Origin of the sequence: Piscirickettsia salmonis LF-89 = ATCC VR-1361, from assembly GCF_000297215.2 — a bacterium.
GTDB classification, from domain to species: Bacteria; Pseudomonadota; Gammaproteobacteria; order Piscirickettsiales; family Piscirickettsiaceae; genus Piscirickettsia; species Piscirickettsia salmonis.
Genome location: NZ_AMFF02000094.1, coordinates 4153 through 29315 on the forward strand (window position 1 = coordinate 4153; position 25163 = coordinate 29315).

Consider the following 25163-nt stretch of genomic DNA (forward strand, 5'->3'; position numbering starts at 1 on the left):
GGCTAATCGTGCTAGGAGAAAAGCCAAGTGCTCTAGCAATTGATCTGAGCGAGTCTCCCTCTGATAACCGTTGTTCGATATAAAAACGATCTTTTTCATTTAAGTGCCGATAAACCATCTCTACCCTCTAAGTCAAAAGGCGAACTAGAGAGTTTATCTGTATGAATATGAACTCTCTACTGAGTGTTGCACTTCAGATGACGGAGGGCGCACCTTAGAGTTTTTTGATTTTGCTATTTACGCATTATTCTCACCATATATTGCTCAAGTATTCTTTCCAAGTAACAGCCATATCAATGCCTTATTACTGACCTTTGGCATCTTCGCAGCCGGCTATTTAGCCCGTCCTCTTGGTGGACTCATCTTTGGTCATATTGGTGATCGCTTTGGCCGTCGTCATGCGTTTTCACATAGCATAATCATCATGGCAATCGGCACAATGTGCATCGGCTTATTACCTAGCTATCATCACATTGGCATTACTGCCCCACTATTACTCATGCTATTACGCATTATACAAGGGGTTTCTCTAGGTGGAGAGATTCCAGGCTCAAGCATTTTTACCGCAGAGCACTTATTTAATCAAAATCGCCGCGGTATGGCTATTGGCATGATTTTTATGTTTATTACCCTAGGTAATACCTTAGGTAGCTTTATCGGCGCAGTACTAACGCATTACTTTACCCCAGAGCAAATGCTGAGCTTTGGCTGGCGCATTCCCTTTATCATAGGCTTTGCTATCGGCATAATCGCTTATTTTATGCGCAAAAATATCAATGAAACCCCAGTATTTCAACAAATGAATACATTAAAGCAACCATCACGACCAGCGCACATACATACAGCCAAAACACTTCCCTTACTACAATTGATCAAAGACAAGCCCTACTCATTACTCATTGCCTTAAGCTTAACTGCCCTGCCTGCGGTTGCTGTTTCTTTTATTTTATATTTGCCAACCTATCTTAGTTATTTAAATCAACCTAAGCTAATCACAAACACGACAAGCCTTAATACAAGCAACCACATGTATCAGCACTACATCAGTACTACCTTAAGCTTTTTTATCTATGCTCTTGGCTCCATGATCTTCGGTACACTCTCTGATAAGCTTGGCCGTAAATGCGTGATGCTGATTGGCTGTATTTTGACACTTTTTATCTGTGGGCTGATAATCAACAAGGGCAATCTTACTCATTTATCAAGCACTGCAGCAGAAATTATCTTTGCGATTATTCTGCCTCTGAGCGTAAGCTTGATTAATGGCGTCTATGCGATTAGCATCATTGAGTTATTCCCAAGCCCTATTAGAAGCTCAGGTATGGGCTTAAGCTACAATTTAGGTTATGCACTGATTGGGGGCACCGCACCGCTTTTATTCACGTTTTTAATTCAAACAACCAAGCAAAGCACAGCATCGTTATATCTGATAGCGATCTACAGCCTCATCACCCTCATTGGCCTATACAACTATCGATCACATTTTAATAGCCAACTCACTTAATAATTTTCAAGCAAAATAAGGTCAATCAGGCTTCAACTAACCTATGCATGAGTGAGTGAGTGAGCAAAATAGTTAAATATTAGGGATTACCTGCTTAATCTTTTGCAGTCCAGATGGCCTTTTTAATACGATCTCTGACTTTTCTAAATATCGGCTCGCATACGCGACAATCGTGCCATCCGCCCAATATTTTTTGATATACGTATTCAGTACCCCGGTAATATTTTTATTGTTATTTAAATAGTGAGGTTGATTGAACTTATTGAGCATAAAATAGATTTTCTCTGCAGTCATCTCTGGCACAATACCATAGCCAAAGTCTGGATCATTAAATATATTTAAGCCATTGGAGATATATTGCTCGCCCACAAGGTTGATTTCACGCGCAAGAGCAAAACTGCAACGCCCTGCCTGCACTTTTTCAAGAAGGTTCGTTAACATTTCTGAGTGGCGATCCACTCTATTATTGTCAGGTACGCCAAATTGCTGATAATTAAAGCCGTGCCGCCCACAAATCTTATATTTTGACGATAACATTTCTTTGCGACTCACTAAAATTAAGCCTGAAGGATACTGCGTCTTTGAATAAATATAATACCCCTTTGCCAGCAACCACGGCCGACTAAATACATAAGCTCGGGCCCGTGCTTGATTATAAGTAACAAATGGTGCTAACTGATACGCATAATCCCCTTGAGCTTGCAAATACGTTAAACACCTTCGCCATGGCAATATTTTAAACTCAGCCTGGCCACCATTGGTTGTAATAATTTTCCTAATGACATCGACGGCAAACCCTTCGACAGGACTATTATCATCCTTTTGAAACATAATCGGTGGCCAATTTCCAGCACATACTTTTATTTTATCCCCCGTTAAAGCAAGAGAATAAACAAAAGGCACTGTCATTATTAATAAAATAGAAGATAAAATAAAAATAACAGCTGCTGCTGAAAGTTTATACATTTAAGGTTTCACCATATCATGTAAAATAGGGCCTTATAAAAAATAGCCTTATTTAAAATAAAGTATAGAAACTATTTATTATTTTTCCTATTGCAGCACGAGCAAGCTCTATTCACTATAAATATCTTGCAAGGCTCGCGCTAAATCACCATATTGAAATTGAAAACCGACATCAAGCAATCGCTTCGGTACCACATATTGGCCTTTTAAAATTAACTCTTTCGCCATTTGACCATAAACTAGCTGCAATAAAAAGCCTGGAGTCCACATTAAATTTGGCCTTTTCAGAACATTTGCCAGCACCCCTGCAAACTGATATTGGTGCACACCTTCAGGAGCAACAATATTAAAAGCACCCCAAAGCAAGGGACGCTCTAATAAAAACACAATCGCAGCCACTACATCTTTTAATGCCACCCAGGAAACCATCTGTTGACCCGAAGCGATTTTTCCACCACAGCCAAAATAAAATGGCAAAGCCAATTTAGGTAGAGCTCCCCCATTACCAGCTAACACAACCGCAAAGCGTAACTGCACCACCTTTTCAGGATCCAAGAATTTCAACACATTTTCCCAATCAATAGCCACTTCACTCAAAAAATCAGTGGGTGGGCTGGGCAGTGGACTTTCTTCAGTAAGTTGCGGTGATACGCTCACGCTGGTTTCTTGTAGGCCATACACGCCAATTGCACTTGCATTAAACACGCGCGGTGCCTCGTGACCTAATTTACGGCATAAAGTAACAACCTGTTGAGTAACACTGATCCGGCTATTAATAATTTTGGCACGACGTGCTTCATTCCAACGGCCTTGACCAATATTTTCACCTGCCAAATTAATCACAACATCACAAGCGGCTAAATCCTCTAACCCTAAATCTTGTAGGGCTAAACTTTTACAAAAAGGAAACTGCTGGCGAACAACGCGAACATCACGACCGACCGCAGTGATCTCATGCTGACGATATAACTTAAGAATAAGTGCACTGCCAATTAAACCCGTTGCACCAATAATAACAACATCCATGTTGACGACTCTTTAACTATAATTAATTTTATTTATTTTTATAAAATCCCTTTAGCTACACGATATTTTCTGTTTATCCTTGCTATTTTCCTCGGCAAGCTCGATCACTGAACGTGAGTTTTTTAATTCAAAGGTCTGTGTATTATAGCCCATTAAAATCACTGGCACAGAAGCATCTTTATCATTCGCATTATTACTAGCAATCGCTCCTCGATACAACCAGGGCGAATCATTAGCAATAGTCACCTTAGTATTTTTTTGAACTTTTATACACTTGACTGCAAGTTTTGCTTCACCTTTGCCTTTATCCGCATAAATTGACGTCACCGTATCCAAACGAATATTAATTTGCGCACCCACTTGATTGCCTGTTGCATCATTCGTCACTTTAATGGGCTGTTTAATTAATTCACTCGGGCTAAAACGTAAATAGGCCCGATAAGTGCCCTCTGTTAAGCCCGCGTTTGGTCGTACTGATACCCGTAGTGTGCGCTGTTGTCCAGCCGGCATAACCAATAACGGTGGGCTAATCAACACGCGCGCATGGGTTAACAGGTCATCATCAAAGCCTTTTTTTTGTGAGCCTAAGCCCAAAACCTCAGAGCTTGTCGGGTAATACTCAAGCTTGGCACGTAAATGCAACGTCGTATCCCCCGTGTTACGGACAATAAAAGAAGACGTCGATGGCCGCTGTAAACTGAGCCTAATTTTACCTGGAGCCACGAGATAAGAACTCGCAGCAAAGCTCACCGCACTGCTGCCAACCGCTAGAATCCCTACAACTGTATTAAAAAGTAAACGTTTCAATGCTATTCCCTCACAAACTTAACGTTTATAAATTTAACGCTTATTTTAGACCGGCAATCACTCTAGTCTAACCTATCCACTCTAAGCCTGCCATGTAAGGCATTAAAACATTGGGTACCCGGATGCGACCATCGGCTTGTTGATAGTTTTCTAATACCGCAATCAACGCTCGCCCAACCGCTAAGCCCGAGCCATTTAATGTATGCACCAGCTCTGGCTTGCCTGTTTGAGAATTACGCCACCGTGCTTTCATGCGTCGTGCCTGATAAGCCTCACAGTTGCTGACAGATGAAATCTCACGGTATTTACCCTGCGCAGGCAGCCAAACTTCTAAATCATAGGTTTTCGCCGCACTAGTACCAATATCACCGCCGCACAGCGCCATCACCCGATAGGGCAACTCCAGCAACTGTAAAATTTTCTCCGCATGAGTGACCATATCTTCAAGCGCCTGATATGATTTATCCGGGTGAACAATTTGCACCATTTCAACTTTTTCAAATTGATGATGACGAATCATCCCGCGAGTATCTCGGCCATAAGAACCAGCTTCACTACGAAAGCACGGCGTTTGTGCCGTTAAACGCAGAGGAAGTACTGCTTCTTCCAAAATCACATCACGCACCGTATTGGTCAATGGCACTTCAGAGGTAGGGATTAAGCAATACTCATGCTCGCCTTGCAGGTGAAATAAATCTTCACCAAATTTAGGCAATTGCCCCGTGCCTTGCAAACTCTCATGATTTACCAAATAAGGCACGTACATTTCTTGATAACCATGCTGTTCAGTTTGTACATCGAGCATAAACTGAGCCAGTGCTCGATGTAGCCGTGCCATCTGCCCACGCATCACCACAAAACGTGAGCCGGTGAGCTTTACTGCCAGCTCAAAATCCAAACCGCCCAATGACTCACCTAATTCAGTATGATCTTTTGCTGCAAAGCTAAACTCGGGTACCGTCCCCCAACACCGCACTTCGACATTATCATCTTCATTTTTACCTGCAGGCACCGACTCATGAGGCAAGTTTGGAATACCCAATAATAATTCATCAAGCTCTTGTTGAACCAAATGAAGCTTGGCACTAACATCATTTAATTGCTCACCTAAGTCACCAATCGCCGCAACTAAAGGCGCAATCTCTTCACCACGTGCTTTTGCTTGACCAATCGACTTAGAACGGGAATTACGCTCGTTTTGCAATTCTTGGGTTGCAGTCTGCAGGTGTTTGCGTTGTTCTTCTAAAGAGATTAGTTTAGCCGTATCCAGCTCAAAGCCTCTTTTTCTTAGCGTCCTAGCCACATCATCTAAATCAGTACGTAAATGTTTTGGATCAAGCATGTTTCCTCTTACCTTTGTACTCGTTCTTTCAAAATCAATGCCCATATAATAAAGGCATACTGACAAAATGCCTAGTATTTAGCACATAACGCTCTCGCCCTAGCTGTTTAGTCCCAACCCATGTCTACCTCAGGCTATCGCCTTACATCATCAATCGCCAAAACAAAACGACTAACAATCTCATCCAGCTCAGCTAGAATCTCATCTTTTAATAAAATAGGCGCTTGCTCAATCACCTTAGTCAAATCATCAATACAAAATAAGGTTTGAAACTCAGCTGCCAACGGTCGATAACTAATATGCCAAGGCTCTGCAGCGACACCACTGGGCTCCCCCCAGAACGGTCGAAAAAACGGCGTATTAGCCAAATTATTATCTAACCACTGTCCTAAATTCGAAAATACCCCTCCGGGCTGATATTCGCTGGGCACCAACTGAATATGATACCCTGCTGGCCGCGCATTTAAGTCAAAGATATCAAAGTCAGTTCCCCAGTGATGCCGACTGGTGCCAGGTAAGGCAAACCAATTTAAAATGGCAAATACGCGCTCCTTCGGAGCCAGATGATCTATCTGAATTTGATATTGACCCGTTCGATCAAACACCGGTTTTTCACCTGAAGCTTTTGCATTCCAAATCGCCAATTGACGGTCAAAGCTACGATAAGCACTGATTAAAGCCAAATGAATCCCAGCATGCTGTGCCGCTTCAATCAAGTTTAATAATGGTAATTTTGCTTGCATATGCAAACGGTGATCTGCATTAAATGCTCTTAAGTCCTGGTCATCTTGACCATAAATATTCGCATGCATTTTTTGTCTGATACCCTGTACTCTTAAATTTAAATTAATTTAACTGATCCAAAATCACTTACCCTAGATTATAATAAACTAAAATATCAACTAACTTAACTTAGCACCTAATTCAGCTGCAAGCACATATACTGTATTCTTAATTTTTTTTTGCTAGAATAACGGACAATTTTATTGACAATAAAGCAGACTGATACCCCATGTTGATGATTAAACCGCTTTCTTATACTCAAGATTCGGCATACTGGTTTTCTAAGATTGCCCACCTTGACTGGCCCATCTGGCTAGATAGCTGCGCACCGTTAAGTAGTGGCCGCTTTGATATTCTTGCTGCAAACCCCTATAAAAAAATCATCAACCACCATAATCAAACCTATAGCACCGATGCAACAGGCAACCAGATTCAAGTCACAACACTCGATCCATTTAGTTTTATTAAAGAACACATTCAACAAGTCAATACCCACATCACCATACCAGAAAATTATCACCTGCCTTTTTGCGGCGGGGCTTTAGGCTATTTTGGTTATGACTTGGGACGTATACTCGAGACTCTACCCGAACACGCTGAACATGACTTAGACCTACCGGATCTTGCTGTTGGCCTTTACGATTGGGCCATCATTATTGACCATCAAAACCAATCTGCCTATTGGGTCAGTCCATTGCAACAAAAAGCAAACAGCCTTGATATTTATCAGCAACTGTCAAAAAGCCCGATTCACGATACTACTACTAATGATAATATTAAGACAGCTATACCCGGTCACTTTACTGATTTTAAATTAACACGCCAATTTAACTCCAATTTGAGCTTTAATGACTATAAAGAGCGCTTTAATAAAATCCAAGACTATATTCATGCCGGTGACTGCTACCAGGTTAATTTAACCCAGCGCTTTGTTGCACCATTTACTGGACACCCCTTGCATGCCTATTTGCAACTACGTCAGCATAATCCAGCGCCATTTGCCTGTTATATGGATATCGGTGATAACCAAATTTTAAGCTGTTCACCCGAGCGTTTTTTAAAAATCAACCACAACATTGTCGAAACCAAGCCAATTAAAGGTACCGTTCCCAGAGGCAAAACAGCTGCAGAAGATGCAAGCTATCAAGAAAAGCTCCTTAATAGTGAAAAAGACCGGGCTGAAAATATCATGATCGTTGACCTAATGCGTAATGATCTAGGCCGCAGCTGCGAGATAGGCTCAGTCATCACGCCAAAGGTCTGTGAGCTTGAGAGCTTTAAAAATGTTCATCATCTTGTCAGTACAGTGCGCGGTACACTGGCAAAACAGACACATGCGACCGATGTATTAAAGCTCGCTTTCCCTGGCGGCTCAATCACCGGCGCACCTAAAATTCGTGCCATGGAGATTATTGAAGAGCTAGAGCCACATCGTCGTAGTCTTCACTATGGTAGTATTGGCTATATTAGCTATGATGGACATATGGATACAAACATTACCATTCGCACACTAATTTGCCACCAGAACCATGCATACTGTTGGGCCGGAGGAGGTATCGTTGCAGACTCTCAACTTGAACAAGAATATCAAGAAACCTTTGATAAAGTTACGATCATTCACGAAACGCTCTATGAACTATCAGGGCTTTCGCCTTAAATTAAAATTTTCTCGCTTGCTGATTATTCCATGCATACTGGCAAGTATGCTAGCAGGCTGTGCAACCGCACCCCCACAGAATATTAATAATATCTGTAGCATATTTCGTGAATACCCTAAATGGTACTGGGCAGCCAAAGACTCACGTAAAAAATGGGGCGTCCCAATCAGCGCCCAAATGGCTATTATTTATTACGAATCTCACTTTCGCTATGATGCCAGGCCACCACGTACAACACTATTGGGCTTTATTCCCTGGTCACGTCCAACCTCTGCCTATGGCTATGCCCAAGCCACCGATGGCACTTGGGCAACCTATCAACGATCAACGGGTAATAGCCGTGCTTCACGAACCGACTTTGCTGATGCGATTGACTTTGTCGGCTGGTATGCCAATCGCTCATATTCACGTTTAGGCATTGCTAAAAATAATGCGTATTCACTCTATCTTGCCTATCATGAGGGCGATGGTGGCTATCGTAAGCGCACTTATCTAAAAAAACGCTGGCTCCTTGCCAAAGCCCACCAAGTGCGCAGCAAAGCGAATAGTTACTACCACCAGCTTATTCAGTGTGAGTCTTCGTTACCGAAAAAATCATGGTGGTTTTGGTAAATCTAAAGACAAGGGGAAGATTTAGTGCTTAGCACGTAATAAAGTACAGGCTTCTGCCAACTCTCGATAGCAGATGCCATAACATTTAAATAAAAAATAGAGGCACAAATAATACTTCTATAATAATACCTGTATTTAAATAGACTCTTACTAAATATTTAACTTAATTTAATCATAATCAATTATTGTTTATTTTGAGTTTTATAAAGCTATAACGCCCGTGTTAAGTCTTCAAGATCAAGCGCAGGCTGAATTTCAATTTCTGCATGTAATTTTGCAAATAATGGCTCATTAATCACAACCATCTGACTTTGATCTGTCGCCTTAAAAATAATCGTGCCAGCACGCTTGCCTTCTTGTAAATAAAAGTAAGTCGATTCTGGCTGTAATTTCCCAATTAATTCCTGAATAACCTGCATCATCGACCCATCTGCTGCAGCCTGATTGCCTTTTTCTACCGGAATAACAAATTTTAACATTAAGCGCATAACGATCCCTCCAAGATAAAACATAAATACACAGTAACTAGCCAATCTATTGCAACATATAACACGTCACTATGACAAACCTGCATAATAAAAAAAAGAAGCTAATCTATATAGCTCCCCTCTTATTTTATATCCTTTTTTAGGCCGTTATCGCTAATACTCAACTCACTAGTCAATTGATCAATTGGCCAATCAAAGACCCATCAATACGAGTGATTAATATAAAAGCCAGATTAAGGTCGGCTATCTTCTTCTTTTTTCGACGGCATCATCGATAAACGATTAATGCCAAGCTTAATTGATAAAGCGCCAGCAATATAAATCGATGAATACGTACCAATCAAAATACCAATGATTAAAACCAAAGCAAATGGCTGTAGTGCCGGGCCACCAAAGACATATAAAATGATGACAACCAACAAAGTTAAGCCTGAAGTCATTAATGTACGTGACAGCGTATCATTAATCGAACGATTAACCACCTCAACGGGTGTTGCTTTACGCATCTTGCGGAAGTTCTCGCGAATCCTATCATAAATCACTACGGTATCATTCAACGAAAAGCCGATCACTGCAAGCAAAGCCGCCAAAGAAATCAAGGTAAACTCAATATGAAATAATGAAAAAATACCTAAAATTAATAACGGATCATGTGCTAACGCTACCGCAGCACTAATCGCAAAGCGATAATCAAAACGCAAAGCCACATAGACCATAATAGCCAGTACAGAGACAATAATAGCTAAAACACCTTGCTGAACCATCTCGCTGCCCACTTCAGAGCCAATATAGTTCAGTGAGTTAATTTCAACCGGCTGTCCCAATGTCAGTGTTGTTTTTAATTTAGCTTTAAGTGCACCTTGCTGCGTCTCACTTAAGCCTGCGCTTTGGCCCTCTTGTGGTGCAAAGCGAATCTGTAAATCACGTGTACTTCCATAGGTCGTCACCCGCGCTTCACGAAAATTTGCAGCGTCTAACGCATTGCGAACCTTAGTTAAATCGGGAGCTTTAACATAACTGACTTGCACAGAGTAACCGCCAGTAAAATCCAAGCCCCAATTCAGACCTTTAATTGCCATAATAGCAATGCTTCCTAAGCAAATCACCACCGAGAATATTCCCGCCCAGCGACGTAAGCCAAGAAAATCAATATTCGTTTGTTGTTTAAAAAACTCCATACTTAATCTCTTAACCCCTCGTTAAATACCTATCGAAAGCTTCTTAATGGGGCGATTGCCATAGACAAAATTCACCATGCCACGTGTCATTGTCACTGCAGTCAACAGTGAAGTTACAATACCGATGATTAATACCACAGCAAATCCTTTGACTGACCCTGTGCCAATGGCAAACAGAACAACAGCCACAATTAAAGTTGTTAAATTAGAGTCAATAATTGTTGCCAACGCGCGGTCAAAACCTTGGCTAATCGCCTTATGTGGGCTAATACCAGCTCGCAACTCCTCACGTATACGCTCAAAGATCAAGACATTTGCATCTACCGCCATACCAATATGTAATACCGCGGCGGCAATGCCAGGCAAACTCATAGTCGCGCCCATCACCGACATGATTGCGAACAAAAAGATCATGTTCAAAATCAATGCAATATTGGCATAAATACCAAATGCCCGATAATAAACCAACATAAAGAGTAAAGTCACAATCATCGCTGCAGCAAGTGACACTAGGCCAATATGAATATTTTGCGCACCTAAGGTTGGACCAATCACCTGATCTTCAACAATTTGTACGGGAGCGGGTAATGCACCTGCACGAATTTGTATCGCTAAGCTTTGCGCATCTTTTACCTCACCAATACCTGTGATCTGAAAGCTATTACCAAGCGCCTGCTGAATCGTTGCAATACTAATAACACGCTCTGACGTCTTACGCTGGAAAATATCCTTACCATTGATTTTTTTTGAGCTCAAGGTGGTTTGCACTAACACAACCGCCATGCCCTTACCAACGTTATCACGGGTAACTTTAGAAAAGTTACTAACTTCATTACCAGTCAAACGCACATTCACTGCCGGACGATTATTCTGATCAAAACCAACCGTCGCGCCAACCACGGCTTTACCTGTTAGAATCACCTGATTTTTCAGCAAAACAGGTCGCTCTTTATCATTCCAGTAAATCGTCGACCCTGCAGGCCCTTGACCTTTTAGCGCCGCATCGACTGAATGAGCCTGATCGACCAACATAAACTTCAGTGTCGCCGTACCACCAATCAACTCTTTCGCTTGAGCCGCATCTTGGACTCCCGGCAACTCAACCACCACACGGTTTTTTCCTTGAGAAGCGACAGATGCTTCAGCCACACCTAACTCATTGACACGATTACGCATGACCGTTTCTGTCTGTGATAATGCTGATTTTTTCGCTTGCGCGATCGTCTCATCACTGAGTTTATAGTAAAGCGTATTGCGACCAGACTCTGGTAATAATAGCAGCTGCGAACCAAGCTCTTGGCTCACCAGACGTTTTACTGTTGCCGTATCTGCCGCTTGAATAATTAATTCAGGTGCTTCAACCTCCGCTTGCTCTGGCGCCAAACGCATATCCGTATAAGCAATGTGCTTATTTGCTAATTTCATTTTAATTTCTTGTAAGAAACTACCTGCTTGATTGCGTAATACGGTCTGCATATCCACCTGTAATACAAAATGAATACCGCCACGTAAATCTAAACCGAGCTTCATTGGCGTAGCACCTAAGCTCGCTAACCACATCGGTGTTGCAGGCACTAGATCTAACGCCGTAACATAATGGCTACCAAGCGCATTTTCTATCGCATCTTTGGCTTTTAGCTGACTGTCTTGCGTATAAAAACGCAGCAACATGCCATCTTTTGCCCATGATAAGTCACGATAGCCAATCTGCTCACTCGCAAGCGCGGCTTTCACTAACTGTTCTTGTACTTGCGTCACATCAAAGCCACGACGACCGATGACCTGAACAGCAGGATCATCACCAAACAAATTCGGTATCGCATAAATCGTACCGATCACAATTGTCAACAGTAGAAGAAAAACCTTCCACCAGGAGTCTCGTTTTACCATGATAGGCCTTTATCTAGCTATTATTTAATAGTTCCTTTCGGTAACACCGCAGAAACTGCACTCTTTTGAACTTGAATCTCAACGTCATTCGCAATTTCAATGGTCACAACACTCTCATCAACTTTAATCACTTTACCCAACACACCGCCACTGGTTGACACTTCATCACCTTTTGCGAGCTCAGAGAGCAATTTACGGTGCTCTTTGGCACGCTTACTTTGTGGACGAATTAATAAAAAATAGAAAATAATAACAATCACCACCAACGGCAAAAAGCTCATCAACGATGAGGTTGCTCCTGCAGCGGGTGCATCTGCGGCAAAACTTGCGCTGCTCACTGCTAATAAACCTAGAATTGCAAATAGTTTTTTCATGGATTTCCCCTTATTTTTATACCTTTGTTATTTAAATTTTAAGCCAATTCAGGAACGTCTTTATTCTGCTTTGCATAATACTGGCAGACAAACTCATCTAGCTTACCTGCATCAATTGCTGTACGCAAACCACGCATCACTTTCTGATAATAATGCAAATTATGAACGGTATTTAAACGTGCGCCAAGCATTTCATTACATTTATCTAAATGATGTAAGTAAGCCCGTGAATAATGTCGACAAGTAGAACAAGCACACGCTTCATCCACCGGACGCGTGTCTGTTTTATTCGCACTATTACGTAGCCGAATCACTCCTTCAGATGTAAATAAATGACCATTACGTGCATTGCGTGTCGGCATCACACAATCAAACATATCAACACCTCGGCGTACGCCTTCAACGAGATCATCCGGCGTACCGACGCCCATTAGATAACGCGGCTTATCCTCTTGTATCAACGGTGTTGTCGCATCGAGCGTGCTGAACATCTCATGTTTCGGCTCACCCACCGATAAGCCACCAATTGCATAGCCATCAAAGCCTATTTCTAATAGTCCCTCGGTTGAACGCTGACGTAAATCCGGATACATTCCCCCCTGAATAATGCCAAATAAAGCGGCCGGGTTATCACCATGCGCGTCTTTGCTACGACGTGCCCAACGCAGTGAAAGTTCCATAGATTCACGTGCTGTCTCATAGCTCGCGGGATACGGGGTGCATTCATCAAAGATCATCACAATATCAGAGCCCAGCTTACGCTGAACCCACATGGACTCTTCTGGCCCCATAAAGACCTTGCTGCCATTCACAGGTGAACGAAAAGTCACTCCTTTTTCATCTAGCTTGCGCAAGGCACCCAAGCTAAACACCTGAAAACCACCTGAATCAGTTAATATCGGCCCCTGCCATTGCATAAAGTCATGTAAATCACCATGCTGTTCAATAATCTCTGTCCCTGGGCGCAACATCAGATGAAACGTATTACCAAGCACAATATGCGCTCCAGTTGCAGATACTTCCTCAGGGGTTAGCCCTTTTACGGTCCCATAGGTCCCAACCGGCATAAAAGCAGGCGTCTCGACAACTCCACGGGGAAAGCTTAAACGACCACGGCGAGCGCGACCATCCTTATGTAATAGCTCAAATGACATATGACTCATACACGTCCCTTACTTCGCTTTATATTCACTACAGATATTCACTTTCACTTCATTCACTTTTATCTAAAATTCTATCTAGCTAAGATTAACTTTTAATATGTTTTTTATAAAATTTTACAAGCTTTACATCAGCTTAAATTATTGGCTTTAATAATTATCTTAGCTTTTATACGTTATACTTTCATAGGTTCTTTTTTCTCAAGAAACATCGCATCACCATAGCTAAAAAAACGATATTTTTCTTCAATAGCACGGTAATAAGCCGTCATAATCTCATCATAACCGGCAAAAGCACTGACAAGCATCATCAAAGTTGATTTGGGCAAATGAAAATTAGTAATCATACAATCAACAACCTTAAAGTTAAAGCCTGGAGTAATAAATAATCGGCTTTCACCTTCAAACGCTTTCAGCTCTTCCTCAGCTTGTGCCGCTGCTGTTTCCAAACTGCGCAATGACGTCGATCCTACTGCAATGACACGCCCACCAGACTGCTGCGCTTGATTGACTTTAGCGACGACATCATCACTCACCTGTAACCACTCTGCATGCATCACATGATCTTGAATATTCTCAACGCGAACTGGCTGAAACGTTCCTGCACCGACATGCAACGTAACAAAAGCAATTTCCACACCTTTGTCTTTAATCTCTGCAAGTAACTCATCATCAAAATGCAGTCCTGCTGTCGGCGCGGCAACCGCACCTGGATGCCTCGCATAGACCGTTTGATAGCGTGTGCGATCAGTCTCTTCATCCGGGCGAACCATATAAGGCGGCAAAGGCATATGACCGATACGCGCTAACAAAGGCAAAACCGCTTGATTAAACTTGAGCTGAAACAAACTCTCATCCCGACCCAAAACCATCACCTCGGCGCCGGCTTCACTTAATATAACCTGTGTTCCTGCTTGCGGTGCCTTACTCGCCTTGACATGGGCCAGCACCTCGTATTCAGATATTAAGCGCTCAACTAAAATTTCTATTTTGCCACCAGTTGGTTTCTTGCCATATAAACGCGCAGCAATCACCTCAGTATTATTCAAAACCAACACATCACCTGGATTTAATAAATCAATGACTTCACTAAAACCACGATGCAAGCATTGACCTTGACGATTGACATGCAATAAACGACTGGCACGACGCTCAGTCTGTGGATACTGAGCAATAAGGTGCTCTGGCAGTTCAAAATCGAAGGCATCAATGTGCATAACTAACCTAACCTCTGGACCCCATAGACAAATAATAAAATGCACAGGATACTGGGGAATGAAGCAGCAAGCAATGGTGAAAGCTGAATTAAGCTACTTAAGGAGCCAACAAACTGATTAACAATAAAAAATCCAAAACCCACTAAAATCCCCAGCATCATCTTAAAGCCAAGGCTACTATTTCGTCCGGCACCAAAAATAAATGGCACCGCAAGTAACATCATTAAAATTGCTGAAACCGGCGTAAAAATGCTTTGCCACAATACAAATTCATATTGGTTGCTATTTAAACTATTTTGCACGCGGTAAATGATATTACGCCAAAGCCCAACCACATTCAGCTCATCGGCAGGCGTTGCCACCAAAGTCAGTAACTTTGGCGCCATTAAGCTCTGCCAAAGTGCACTTTGAGTGCTGTTATACGTTACTTTCTTATCACTAATGTCAACCGTTTTAATATCACCAGCATGCCATTGGCTATTTTGATAACGTACTTTTTGAGCCAGCTCAATTCGATCAAGCTTGCCCTCTTTAAATTCATAACGGCTAACGCCAGTCAATACCCCATTGGGCCAAAACGCTTGGATATTAACCAAGCCATGATCTGATCTTAACCATACTTGAGTTAAGGTCGCCTGATTAGACTTGCCCGTATGATTTAATGAACGCAACTGTTGATTGGCCCACGGCGCAATCAACGTCATATTAAAAAACAATACAATCGCCAATAAAAACCCTGCACCAGCGACAGCACGCGCAATTTTCAGCATCGAAAAGCCAGCCACTCGCATCACCACTAGCTCGCTATTACGAGACATTTGCCCAAGTGCCAAAAGTGACCCTAATAAACCACTGATGGGAATCAGCTGATTCATATCTTCAGGTAAACGCCAGAGCATAAACACCAACGCCTGAATAAAAGAATTACCATCAAGATTGCCAATCAAACCAAAAAAAAAGTCTAATGCCACTAAAGCAAATAAAATAAGCAAGGTCATAGATAAGCATTGTTTGGCAAGATAACGACGCAAAATCATGACTTCATTCTCCAGCGGCCACCTTGATTACGATAATGAATAAACAACAAGCCCATTACACTAAAGATCAGCGGTGCAGCAAATAATCCCAAGCCCATTGATAAATCACCGCTTTCAACCTCATTACGAATAATCGCCAAAATATTAAAATACACCGCAAACACCAACACCGCAGGAAATAAACGGCCATAACGGCCCTGACGTGGCCCAACATTACTTAAGGGAATCGCCAGTAACCCAAGTACGAGCACAGCCAAGGGAATGGCAATGCGCCACTCAAATTCAGCTAAAGCTTCAGAAGAACCATTCACAAGTAACTTACGCATTGATAACGTACCGACATCCCGATCCGTACCAATAATGCCATGCTTTTGAATCAATGCCGTATACTCTTTAAAACGAATAGACGCTGAAACCACGCCATCTTTTACATCGTAGCGCTGGCCTGCAAACAAACGGATATAGCGATCACCCGCAGCATTATAATACTGGCTCGCCCGTGGGGCGACATAAATGCTCTCACTGCCATCATCATTACGCAAAACCGCTTCGACCTCACTAATCTCCTGCCCACCTGCGGTGACATTTTTTAAATAAACAACATTCTGACCATGATTAAAACGAATTAAACCCGGCTGCACAATTGCACTGGCTGCTTGCTGGCGGTATTGTTGCATAATATCTGCCTGCACTCGCTCCAAAGCGGGCGATACAAATGTCGTAATTAAGCCAACAATGGCCATGACCACCCCCATTGGCAGCAATAATAGCCTCACCAAATGCCACCAACTCATGCCGCTACTAAATAAAATGACCATCTCGCTTTCGGCAAAAAAGCGCCCAAGTGCCAGCAATACAGCAAAGAAAAACCCCACAGGCATCAACATACCTAGGTAATAAGGCAAGCGTAGTGCTGAAATTTTAATCGCGATCATAAAGCTATCGGCGATGTGTAAATAACGCACCAACATGATACTCACTAAAATCAACAATAAGACGATCGTAGTCGCCAAGGCGACATTGCCTAACTCACGCCATAGGTAACGCGCTAATATCAAATTGATTCCCCTCGCTTTAGCTGACAATCGCCGCCAATTCAAGTAAACTCATACGGTTTGCACAGTGTACACGAATTTATAAAAAAATCAGTCAAAAGGCGGAGGGCTTAAATGAAATTTTCACTGACACAAACCGCAGCGCATACGATAAAAAGCGACTGCCTTGTCGTTGCCATCTTTGAAGGCACAGAACTTAGCGAAACAGCCACAGCCATCGATCAAGCCACTGATGGCTTAATTAGCCGTTTTATTGCACGCGGCGATATCAGCGGAAAATCAGGTCAGAGCCTACTCATTCCTGAAGTTTCTGCAATTACTGCTGAGCGTATATTACTCATCGGCGCAGGCAAAAAAGATAAACTGACAGACTTGCACTTTAAAACATTGCATACAAAAGCCATGACTAAGCTCAAAGAGCTTACTCTCAACCAGGTGACATTTTCTACATTAGAGCTTGCTATTTGCAATAATAACGCGGCCGATAAACTTTCTTTGGCGATGCAAGCGATTGATGCGAGTTATTACCGCGTCGATGGCCTAAAAAGCCAACCCAAAGAACAGCATATTCCTGATGAATTTAGCTTTATCGGCCAGGCCTCTGAAGCTGATCTTAGCAACGCGAATGCCTTACTTGCCGGCATTCATTTGACCAAAGACCTCGCCAATGCGCCTGGCAATATCTGCACGCCGAGTCACTTTGCTAAAACAGCCCAAGAACTCGCTCAACAATACACCCGTATCACAACACAAATTATCGATGAAGAAGAAGGCCGTGACATCGGCTTAAACTCATTTCTTGCCGTCGGTCAAGGCAGTGAAGAGCCTTCTAAATTTATTATCATGCAATATCAAGGTGCCGATAATAAAGAGGAAGTGCCCATCGGTTTTGTTGGCAAAGGCATCAGCTTTGACTCTGGTGGCGTTAGCATTAAGCCCGGTGAAGGCATGGAAGGCATGAAATATGATATGTGCGGTGCTGCGAGTGTCTTCGGTGTTTTCAAAGCCGCAGCTCAGATGAATCTGAAGAAAAACCTCGTCGGCATTATCGTTGCGGCTGAAAATATGCCCGATGGTAAAGCCTTAAAGCCAGGCGATATTCTCACCTCCTACAGCGGCCAAACCATCGAAGTGATTAATACTGATGCTGAAGGTCGTCTCGCTTTGTGTGATGGCTTAAGCTATATCGAAAAATTCAAGCCACACGCTGTCATAGATATTGCAACGTTAACCGGCGCCTGCGTCGTCGCCTTAGGTGAGCACAATACCGGCCTCATGAGCAATGATGACACGTTTGCTAAAACGTTACTCCAAGCAGGCAAAGAGGCTGCAGATAAAGCCTGGCAATTGCCGCTGGATGAAGAATATCAAGAGCAGATTGATAGCCCCTTTGCGGATATGGCCAATATCGGCGGTCGAGCCGCAGGTACAATTACTGCCGCTTGCTTCTTATCACGCTTTGCTAAAAATTACACCTGGGCACACCTGGATATTGCCGGTAGCGCAGGGGGTGTTTTCGATAAGAAAAAAGGTGCAACAGCACGTCCTGTACCGTTACTAATGCGTTATTTATCCACTTTAACTTAATAAAATTAACGTTTAATATGGTTTAAAATAACACGGCTGATTATTCAACCATTGAATTAATGAAATATTGAATGTAGGGTGCATATGCACCCTAACTTTATTTTGATAGATTATAGTATAAATTTAGATTAATTAATGAACCGAGAAAAATTGTGCGCGTAGATTTTTATATACTCAACACTCCGAGCAAGCAAGCTCAATACCATTTTGCTTGTCGCCTAGCTGAAAAAGCGGTATCACAAAATACCACGGTTTACATCCACACCCACAGTCAAGCCGATGCAGAGCAACTCGACGATTTGCTGTGGAGCTTTAACGATACGAGCTTTGTGCCTCACGCTATTGTCGGCCACCCCATGGCCGATGAAGATGTCAACGTCCTCATTGGCTTTGGTGAGCAGCACAGTCCAGCCGGTTTACTCATCAAACTCGCGGCGTTAAAGCATGACAACCACTTTTATTCACGCATTGCCGAAATTGTCAGTCAAGACAAAAAGAGCTTACAGGCTTCACGCCAAGCTTATCGCCACTATCAACAAGATGGGTTTGCTGTACACCATCATAACAGCCCAAGCTCAAATAACAGCCTCACTTAAAAAGCAATAAACTCATCATCAAAAAAGTAGAAAGTAGTTTGAAACTTTATAAATTAAAGCAGAGACCTAAATACCATGGATAAGACCTACCAACCTGATCTCATCGAAAAAAAGCAGTACCAATCCTGGGAAAAAAATGGTTATTTCCCCCCTAAAGGCACAGGCACTCCCTATGCGATTATGCTCCCACCACCCAATGTCACCGGTACCTTGCACATGGGACATGGTTTTCAGCACACCCTGATGGATGCACTGATTCGTTATCACCGTATGCAAGGGGATCAAACACTATGGCAACCCGGTACTGATCATGCGGGCATCGCCACCCAAATGGTGGTCGAGCGCCAATTAAGTGCTGAAAACATCTCACGCCATGAGCTAGGCCGTGAGGCATTTACCAAGAGAGTATGGCAATGGAAAGAACAATCTGGTGGCACGATTACTCAGCAAATGCGCCGCATGGGCACTTCACCAGACTGGTCACGCGAACGCTTTACTATGGATAAAGGCCCCTCTGATGCCGTACAAAAAGCCTTTATTGATTTATACAATGAGGGCTTAATTTACCGCGGTAAACGCCTGGTCAATTGGGACCCTAACTTACTGACCGCGATTTCTGACCTGGAGGTCATTGCTACAGAAGAGCAAGGTTCACTCTGGCACCTGCGTTACCCCCTTGCTGATGATTCTGATTATCTGATCGTTGCCACCACACGCCCGGAAACCATGCTTGGTGATACTGCAGTCGCTGTTCACCCTGAGGATGAGCGTTATCAACATTTAATTGGCAAGACCCTTAAGCTACCGCTAACTGACCGCGAAATTCCAATTATTGCCGATGACTACGTTGATAAAGACTTTGGCAGCGGCTGCGTTAAAATCACTCCCGCACATGATTTTAATGACTATGAGATGGGCCAGCGCCATCAATTAGAGATGATTAATATCCTAACGCCAAACGCACATATTAATGATAATGCCCCTGGAAAGTACCAAGGCTTAGAACGTTTTGCCGCCCGCAAACAGATTATTAGCGATTTTGAAGCCGCAGGCTTACTGGAAAAAATCGAACCACATACACTGAAAATCCCACGCAGTGAACGTGGTAATACCATCGTCGAACCTTATCTAACCGACCAATGGTATGTTAAAACTAGCCCACTTGCTCAACCTGCCATCGATGCAGTTAAAAACGGTGAGATTCGCTTTGTGCCAGAAAACTGGAGTAAAACCTATTATCAATGGATGGACAATATTCAAGACTGGTGCATCAGTCGTCAATTATGGTGGGGGCATCGCATTCCTGCGTGGTATGATGACCATGGCAAAATCTATGTTGGCGAAAGTGAACAGGCGGTGCGCCAAACCCATCAATTAGCTGATAATTTAACCCTCACTCAAGATACAGACGTATTAGATACTTGGTTTTCTTCAGCACTTTGGCCTTTTTCAACACTCGGCTGGCCTGAAAAGACACTCGAACTTGATAAATTCCTACCAACCTCAACCCTTGTCACAGGCTTTGATATTATATTCTTCTGGGTTGCTCGCATGATCATGATGAGTTTAAAATTTACCGGTAAAGTACCTTTTAAAGAAGTCTATGTCACCGGACTCATTCGTGACCATGAAGGTCAAAAAATGTCAAAATCTAAAGGCAATACCCTCGATCCAATTGACCTTATTGATGGCATCAGCTTAGAAAAATTACTAGACAAACGCACATATGGCATGATGCTACCTAAGCTAAAAACTAAGATTGAAAAAGCAACGAAAAAGCAATTCCCCGAAGGCATTCCCGCCTTTGGTACCGATGCCCTACGCTTTACCTTCTGTGCACTTGCCACCAATGGCCGTGATATTAACTTTGATCTAAAACGTGTTGAAGGCTATCGTAATTTCTGTAATAAGCTTTGGAATGCTGGGCGCTACGTCTTAATGAACACAGAAGACCAAAGCCTCGAACTGAACCTAAACAAACTTGAATTTAGCCTAGCCGATCGCTGGATCTCTTCACGTCTGCAAGAGACCATTGCTGAGGTTCACAAGCAGTTTAACCAATATCGTTTTGATTTAGCGACTCAAGCACTCTACGAATTCACTTGGAATGAGTATTGCGATTGGTATTTAGAGCTGTCTAAACCCGTGCTTTGGAGTGACTCTGCAACACCAGCCCAAAAGCAAGCGACCCTTTATACACTGGTCACAGTACTTGAGCAACTAACACGCTTATTGCACCCAATCATCCCTTTTATTACTGAAGAAATTTGGCAGGCGATCACGCCCTTGCTTGATAAAGCCACAGGCGCTAACTCCATCATGACCGCACCTTTTCCTCATGTTAATCAGACAATGATCGACCCTCAAGCAGAACAAGATATTAACTGGATTAAAGCCATCGTCATTGGTATTCGTACCATTCGTGCGGAAATGAATCTATCACCCAATAAAGCCTTACCTGTCATTTTCCACCAAGGTAGCGCTAAAGATCAACAGCGCCTAAAAGAAAACAAAGCCTTTTTAACTGCACTCGCTAAATTAGAAAGCATTCAATGGCTTTCTTCTGATCAAGAGCCACCGGCTTCCGCAACTGCACCTGTTGGCAACATGGTGATTCACATTCCGATGGCAGGATTGATTGATAAAACAGCAGAACTTGCCCGTTTAGCCAAAGAAGAAGTCAAATTACAAAAAGAACTGGAGCGTTTTAGTAAAAAACTAGCCAATGAAAGTTATATTAATAAAGCCCCTGCCGCTGTCATTGCCAAAGAGCGCGAAAAAGAAGCGGAAGTAAAGCAACGCTTTGACCATTTAAATAGTCAAATAACTAAAATTAAAGCGCTTTAAATTTTAATATTTAAATAATGTGCTCATTAAAAATAGATAAAACTCGGTGGCAAACTTAATTGGTCACCGAGTTTTTTATTTAAATACTCTTTAATTTCGCCTGTAACAAGCCATAAGCTCAAATTAGATAAAAGTAAAACTTAGGAATAATACTCCATGCAAACAATGCGATTTAAAAGCTCTGGGCTAATTATTTATTTATCACTATTAGCCGCAATCACCCCCTTTTCAACGGATATCTACCTCGCCTCTATGCCCACCATTGCTAGAGAATTTCACTCAAGTTCACTGCTACTACAGCTCACTTTATCACTGTTTTTTCTCGGCTTTGCGCTTGGCCAACTCTTTTGGGGCCCACTCTCGGATAAAATCGGCAGAAAGCCCACAGCAATCATTGGCATTAGTGTTTATTTTATCGCCTCTGTACTCTGTGCATTTTCAGTAAATATTAACCAACTTATTATTTTTCGCTTACTGCAAGCTCTAGGCGCATGTGCCGGTGTTGTCGTTGCCATGGCAATGGTTAAAGATATTTTCACAGAGCACAACCGTATGACCAAAACTCTCAGCTTTATTATTACAATTTTGACTCTAACACCACTCATTGCACCCATCATTGGTAGCTATTTACTGATTCATTTTAACTGGCCATCAAATTTCTATTTTTTAGCCGGCTATGGGTTATTCTTAATTTTTGCCATGTGCTTTATTCAAGAAAGCCAACCTTACCAAACACGTAAACCTCTACCGATAAATAAACTCGCACGTACCTATTTAGAGCAAATACAACATAAACCCTTTTTACTAATCACTATTGCGGTGAGTGCTAACTTTTGCACTATGTTTGCTTTTATTTCTTCATCACCTTTTATTTATATTGATATTTACCATGTTTCTACTGCTCAGTTTGGTTATTTATTTGCTCTAAACGCCTTAGCGTTGATTATCGGCAGCTTTATTCTTAATCATTTAAAAAAACGCTTAACTGATCAAGCAATCATGACAATAGGTACATTAGGCGCTTTGATCACTGCACTTATCATGTCTGTGCTCTTGACTGTCAATCCAACGAACATTATCAATATGATTATCCCATCATTTATGATCACATTTTTTGTTGGCATGCTTATGCCACTTCTTATGTCCCTTACTTTAAAAAATGTTATTCACTACGCGGGGCTCGCCTCTGCACTCGTTGGCGCCTTGCGCTTTAGCGCTGCTGCACTAATTAGCGCATTCATCGGCGTTTTAATTGCCAATAACCCTGCCCCACTCCCTTATACAATGACAGTACTCAGCCTAACTACATTATTTTTTAGCCAATGCTACTGTAAGTGCTATAGCAACGCTAAAATATTGCAAACAAATCATAACATGGCCAATTAATTACATTATTAAAAAAATTATTATTATTAATCTAATTTTAAAAAGCTATTTTTCTTCTCATCAAAGCGAGTAATATCACCCGTTGGAATATCAAAATGCCAACCATGTAATTGTAAGGTATGATTATCAACACGCTCTTTAACCCAGGGAAATGTCAATAAGTTTTTCAAAGACACTTTGACTCCTTCTCGCTCACAATGATGACATTGCTCATCAACCGTCGCATCTGGAAAATCACGTTGTACATTTTGCTTCGCTGCATCCAAAATGCGTACCCACTGATCAACAAAAGTCGGCTTAAACGGCAACTCCCCTTCTACCAAAGAACGAATGCCTCCACAACCACTATGACCATAGACGATAATATGCTCAACGTTCAGCCCCAATACAGCAAACTCAATCGCAGCACTGGTGCCATGATGTGAATCTGCACCTAATTTACCTGGCTGATAAGGAGGTACAGTATTCGCCACATTTTGAATAGAAAACACTTGCCCTAAATTAATGTGATTTACAATCACTGGGTTCACACGCGAGTCTGAGCAAGAAATAATCAATACTTTAGGGTGCTGACCCTGTGCAGCCTCCTTACGATAGCGCTCATTTTCTTCACTTAAGTACTCTTCTTTAAAGTCTTTATGACCTAAAATAAGCTGCACAATTGGATTTTTACCACTCTTCTCTTTCATGAGTCTCTCTATAAACAACGGCAATGTTAATTCTTTGAGAATTTTAAAGGACAGATCTGATACTGTCAAAACCATCCACAGTCAACGCTTTCAAAGCATTGTTACGCTATCGTTTCAACAATCCCGCTCAATCACGCTATAATCCAGAAAACTTTACAATCTCATTACAGTGCTATAGAGTGTTACGCTTATTTTTAACTGTTTATATAATTAAATTCGGTGTAGTAAAATGCTAAAGTCAAGTTCCGGTTATAGCAATAAAATACTATTTATCTACGCTTATACTTTTCTCTCTACTCTTAATCACCTTAATAATCTTACTAAACCACCTTAACCCTTTTAATATATTTATAAAAATAATATTATTGATAAAAGTCAAGAATAGGCTCGCACAGCTCGCGACTTTCGGATGTCCGTGCTAACACCCGTCACTTTACCGCTTATTAACTCACATTAGTCTTGTTAGATCTGATCTAATCTTGTTATCCTGATTCGTTGTTTAATATGGTAATTTGTTCTCAATGGTTATCCAGCGGCAGAAAGGTGAAACCTATCAAATTCAATTCACACTGAAGCACGTACTTCAATATCGAAGTGCTTGGTGGAACTATCGCGCTAAACACGCTGATTCCATTCGACCTGCCGTTGATGAAAATGTTCTCAAAGTGCTCGGTTGTCGCACCAAGTTAATGGGGTGTGATGTTTACGGTTGTTCCAATCCAAACTGCGAACATACCAAGGTCGTTTGTTTCACATGCAAGTCCCGCTTTTGCTCAACCTGTGGCAAAAAAGCAACAGAGCAATGGATCGAAGAGCAAAACGCCACTCTCCCACAGTGCAAATGGCAACACATCACATTTACTATGCCTAGAAAATTCTGGGCATTTTTCTTATTCAATCGTGAATTACTCAATATAATCTTTAGGACTGCAGCCAATACGTTACTAGAAACCGCAAAGAA

General features: G+C 42.1%; 23 protein-coding genes. 8 read left to right on the forward strand and 15 right to left on the reverse strand.

The window, feature by feature from the left end:
- Window positions 1-118, reverse strand: a 118-nt coding sequence (locus tag C200_RS16735) for a helix-turn-helix domain-containing protein (protein ID WP_016209565.1), incomplete at its 3' end; no start/stop codon positions are given.
- Window positions 119-157: 39 nt separating this feature from the next.
- On the opposite strand from C200_RS16735, the gene C200_RS09630 reads away from it, so the two are divergent.
- Complete coding sequence (locus C200_RS09630; RefSeq protein ID WP_051307319.1) at window positions 158-1504, forward strand: MFS transporter; 1347 nt, start codon at window positions 158-160, stop codon at window positions 1502-1504.
- Between the two features lie 72 nt (window positions 1505-1576).
- Here the strand turns inward: C200_RS09630 and C200_RS09635 are convergent, their stop codons facing one another.
- The 5 genes from C200_RS09635 to C200_RS09655 all read right to left on the reverse strand — a co-directional run bounded on the left by C200_RS09635 (window position 1577) and on the right by C200_RS09655 (window position 6457).
- On the reverse strand, window positions 1577-2470 hold the full coding sequence (locus tag C200_RS09635; protein WP_016209929.1) for a substrate-binding periplasmic protein: 894 nt from the start codon (window positions 2468-2470) through the stop codon (window positions 1577-1579).
- A gap of 108 nt (window positions 2471-2578) precedes the next feature.
- Entirely contained in the window at window positions 2579-3496 is a 918-nt protein-coding gene (locus C200_RS09640; protein ID WP_016209948.1) for a TIGR01777 family oxidoreductase, read from the reverse strand.
- Window positions 3497-3547: 51 nt separating this feature from the next.
- Window positions 3548-4303, reverse strand: a complete 756-nt coding sequence (locus C200_RS09645) for a fimbrial biogenesis chaperone (protein WP_016209943.1) — start codon at window positions 4301-4303, stop codon at window positions 3548-3550.
- Window positions 4304-4370: 67 nt separating this feature from the next.
- Window positions 4371-5645: a serine--tRNA ligase gene (gene serS / locus C200_RS09650; protein WP_016209939.1), complete on the reverse strand. Its 1275-nt coding sequence runs from the start codon at window positions 5643-5645 to the stop codon at window positions 4371-4373.
- A 134-nt stretch (window positions 5646-5779) separates the two neighbouring features.
- A complete protein-coding gene (locus C200_RS09655; RefSeq protein WP_016209927.1) occupies window positions 5780-6457 on the reverse strand; it encodes a M15 family metallopeptidase in 678 nt (225 codons plus the stop codon).
- Between the two features lie 200 nt (window positions 6458-6657).
- On the opposite strand from C200_RS09655, the gene pabB reads away from it, so the two are divergent.
- Window positions 6658-8085: an aminodeoxychorismate synthase component I gene (gene pabB, locus C200_RS09660; protein WP_016209944.1), complete on the forward strand. Its 1428-nt coding sequence runs from the start codon at window positions 6658-6660 to the stop codon at window positions 8083-8085.
- Window positions 8060-8698 carry a transglycosylase SLT domain-containing protein gene (locus C200_RS09665; protein WP_016209938.1) on the forward strand — a complete coding sequence of 213 codons (639 nt, stop codon included), beginning with the start codon at window positions 8060-8062 and terminating at the stop codon, window positions 8696-8698. Before pabB ends, C200_RS09665 begins: the two co-directional genes overlap by 26 nt.
- Before the next feature lie 209 nt (window positions 8699-8907).
- Here C200_RS09665 and C200_RS09670 read toward each other — a convergent pair whose 3' ends face one another.
- From C200_RS09670 to lptF, 8 genes are all read right to left on the reverse strand, one after another.
- Window positions 8908-9186, reverse strand: a complete 279-nt coding sequence (locus C200_RS09670; protein ID WP_016209925.1) for a hypothetical protein — start codon at window positions 9184-9186, stop codon at window positions 8908-8910.
- Between the two features lie 233 nt (window positions 9187-9419).
- Complete coding sequence (gene secF, locus C200_RS09675) at window positions 9420-10364, reverse strand: protein translocase subunit SecF (protein ID WP_016209935.1); 945 nt, start codon at window positions 10362-10364, stop codon at window positions 9420-9422.
- A 21-nt stretch (window positions 10365-10385) separates the two neighbouring features.
- A complete protein-coding gene (gene secD, locus C200_RS09680; protein ID WP_032126634.1) occupies window positions 10386-12254 on the reverse strand; it encodes a protein translocase subunit SecD in 1869 nt (622 codons plus the stop codon).
- A 20-nt stretch (window positions 12255-12274) separates the two neighbouring features.
- A complete protein-coding gene (gene yajC, locus C200_RS09685) occupies window positions 12275-12628 on the reverse strand; it encodes a preprotein translocase subunit YajC (RefSeq protein ID WP_016209930.1) in 354 nt (117 codons plus the stop codon).
- A 38-nt stretch (window positions 12629-12666) separates the two neighbouring features.
- The gene (gene tgt, locus C200_RS09690; RefSeq protein ID WP_016209936.1) at window positions 12667-13782 is read right to left on the reverse strand and encodes a tRNA guanosine(34) transglycosylase Tgt; all 1116 of its coding nucleotides are present in this window, start codon (window positions 13780-13782) and stop codon (window positions 12667-12669) included.
- A gap of 182 nt (window positions 13783-13964) precedes the next feature.
- Window positions 13965-15005 (reverse strand): tRNA preQ1(34) S-adenosylmethionine ribosyltransferase-isomerase QueA, encoded by a 1041-nt coding sequence (gene queA, locus C200_RS09695; protein ID WP_016209932.1) that lies wholly within the window; start codon window positions 15003-15005, stop codon window positions 13965-13967.
- A 2-nt stretch (window positions 15006-15007) separates the two neighbouring features.
- Window positions 15008-16042, reverse strand: coding sequence for an LPS export ABC transporter permease LptG (gene lptG / locus C200_RS09700; protein WP_016209945.1), 1035 nt, complete (start codon window positions 16040-16042; stop codon window positions 15008-15010).
- The gene (gene lptF, locus C200_RS09705) at window positions 16039-17100 is read right to left on the reverse strand and encodes an LPS export ABC transporter permease LptF (RefSeq protein ID WP_016209926.1); all 1062 of its coding nucleotides are present in this window, start codon (window positions 17098-17100) and stop codon (window positions 16039-16041) included. The genes lptG and lptF overlap by 4 nt, the downstream gene beginning before the upstream one ends.
- A gap of 111 nt (window positions 17101-17211) precedes the next feature.
- Here lptF and C200_RS09710 point away from each other — a divergent pair, with 111 nt between their 5' ends.
- The 4 genes from C200_RS09710 to C200_RS09725 all read left to right on the forward strand — a co-directional run bounded on the left by C200_RS09710 (window position 17212) and on the right by C200_RS09725 (window position 23513).
- A complete protein-coding gene (locus tag C200_RS09710; RefSeq protein ID WP_016209931.1) occupies window positions 17212-18684 on the forward strand; it encodes a leucyl aminopeptidase in 1473 nt (490 codons plus the stop codon).
- A gap of 152 nt (window positions 18685-18836) precedes the next feature.
- A complete protein-coding gene (locus C200_RS09715) occupies window positions 18837-19280 on the forward strand; it encodes a DNA polymerase III subunit chi (RefSeq protein WP_016209937.1) in 444 nt (147 codons plus the stop codon).
- Window positions 19281-19355: 75 nt separating this feature from the next.
- A complete protein-coding gene (locus C200_RS09720; protein ID WP_016209940.1) occupies window positions 19356-22127 on the forward strand; it encodes a valine--tRNA ligase in 2772 nt (923 codons plus the stop codon).
- Window positions 22128-22283: 156 nt separating this feature from the next.
- Window positions 22284-23513, forward strand: a complete 1230-nt coding sequence (locus C200_RS09725) for a multidrug effflux MFS transporter (RefSeq protein WP_016209946.1) — start codon at window positions 22284-22286, stop codon at window positions 23511-23513.
- Window positions 23514-23539: 26 nt separating this feature from the next.
- On the opposite strand, the gene C200_RS09730 is transcribed toward C200_RS09725, so the two are convergent.
- Complete coding sequence (locus C200_RS09730) at window positions 23540-24202, reverse strand: carbonic anhydrase (RefSeq protein WP_016209947.1); 663 nt, start codon at window positions 24200-24202, stop codon at window positions 23540-23542.
- A gap of 521 nt (window positions 24203-24723) precedes the next feature.
- Between C200_RS09730 and C200_RS09735 the strand changes: the two genes are divergently transcribed.
- Window positions 24724-25163, forward strand: a 440-nt coding sequence (locus tag C200_RS09735; protein WP_211250929.1) for a transposase zinc-binding domain-containing protein, incomplete at its 3' end; no start/stop codon positions are given.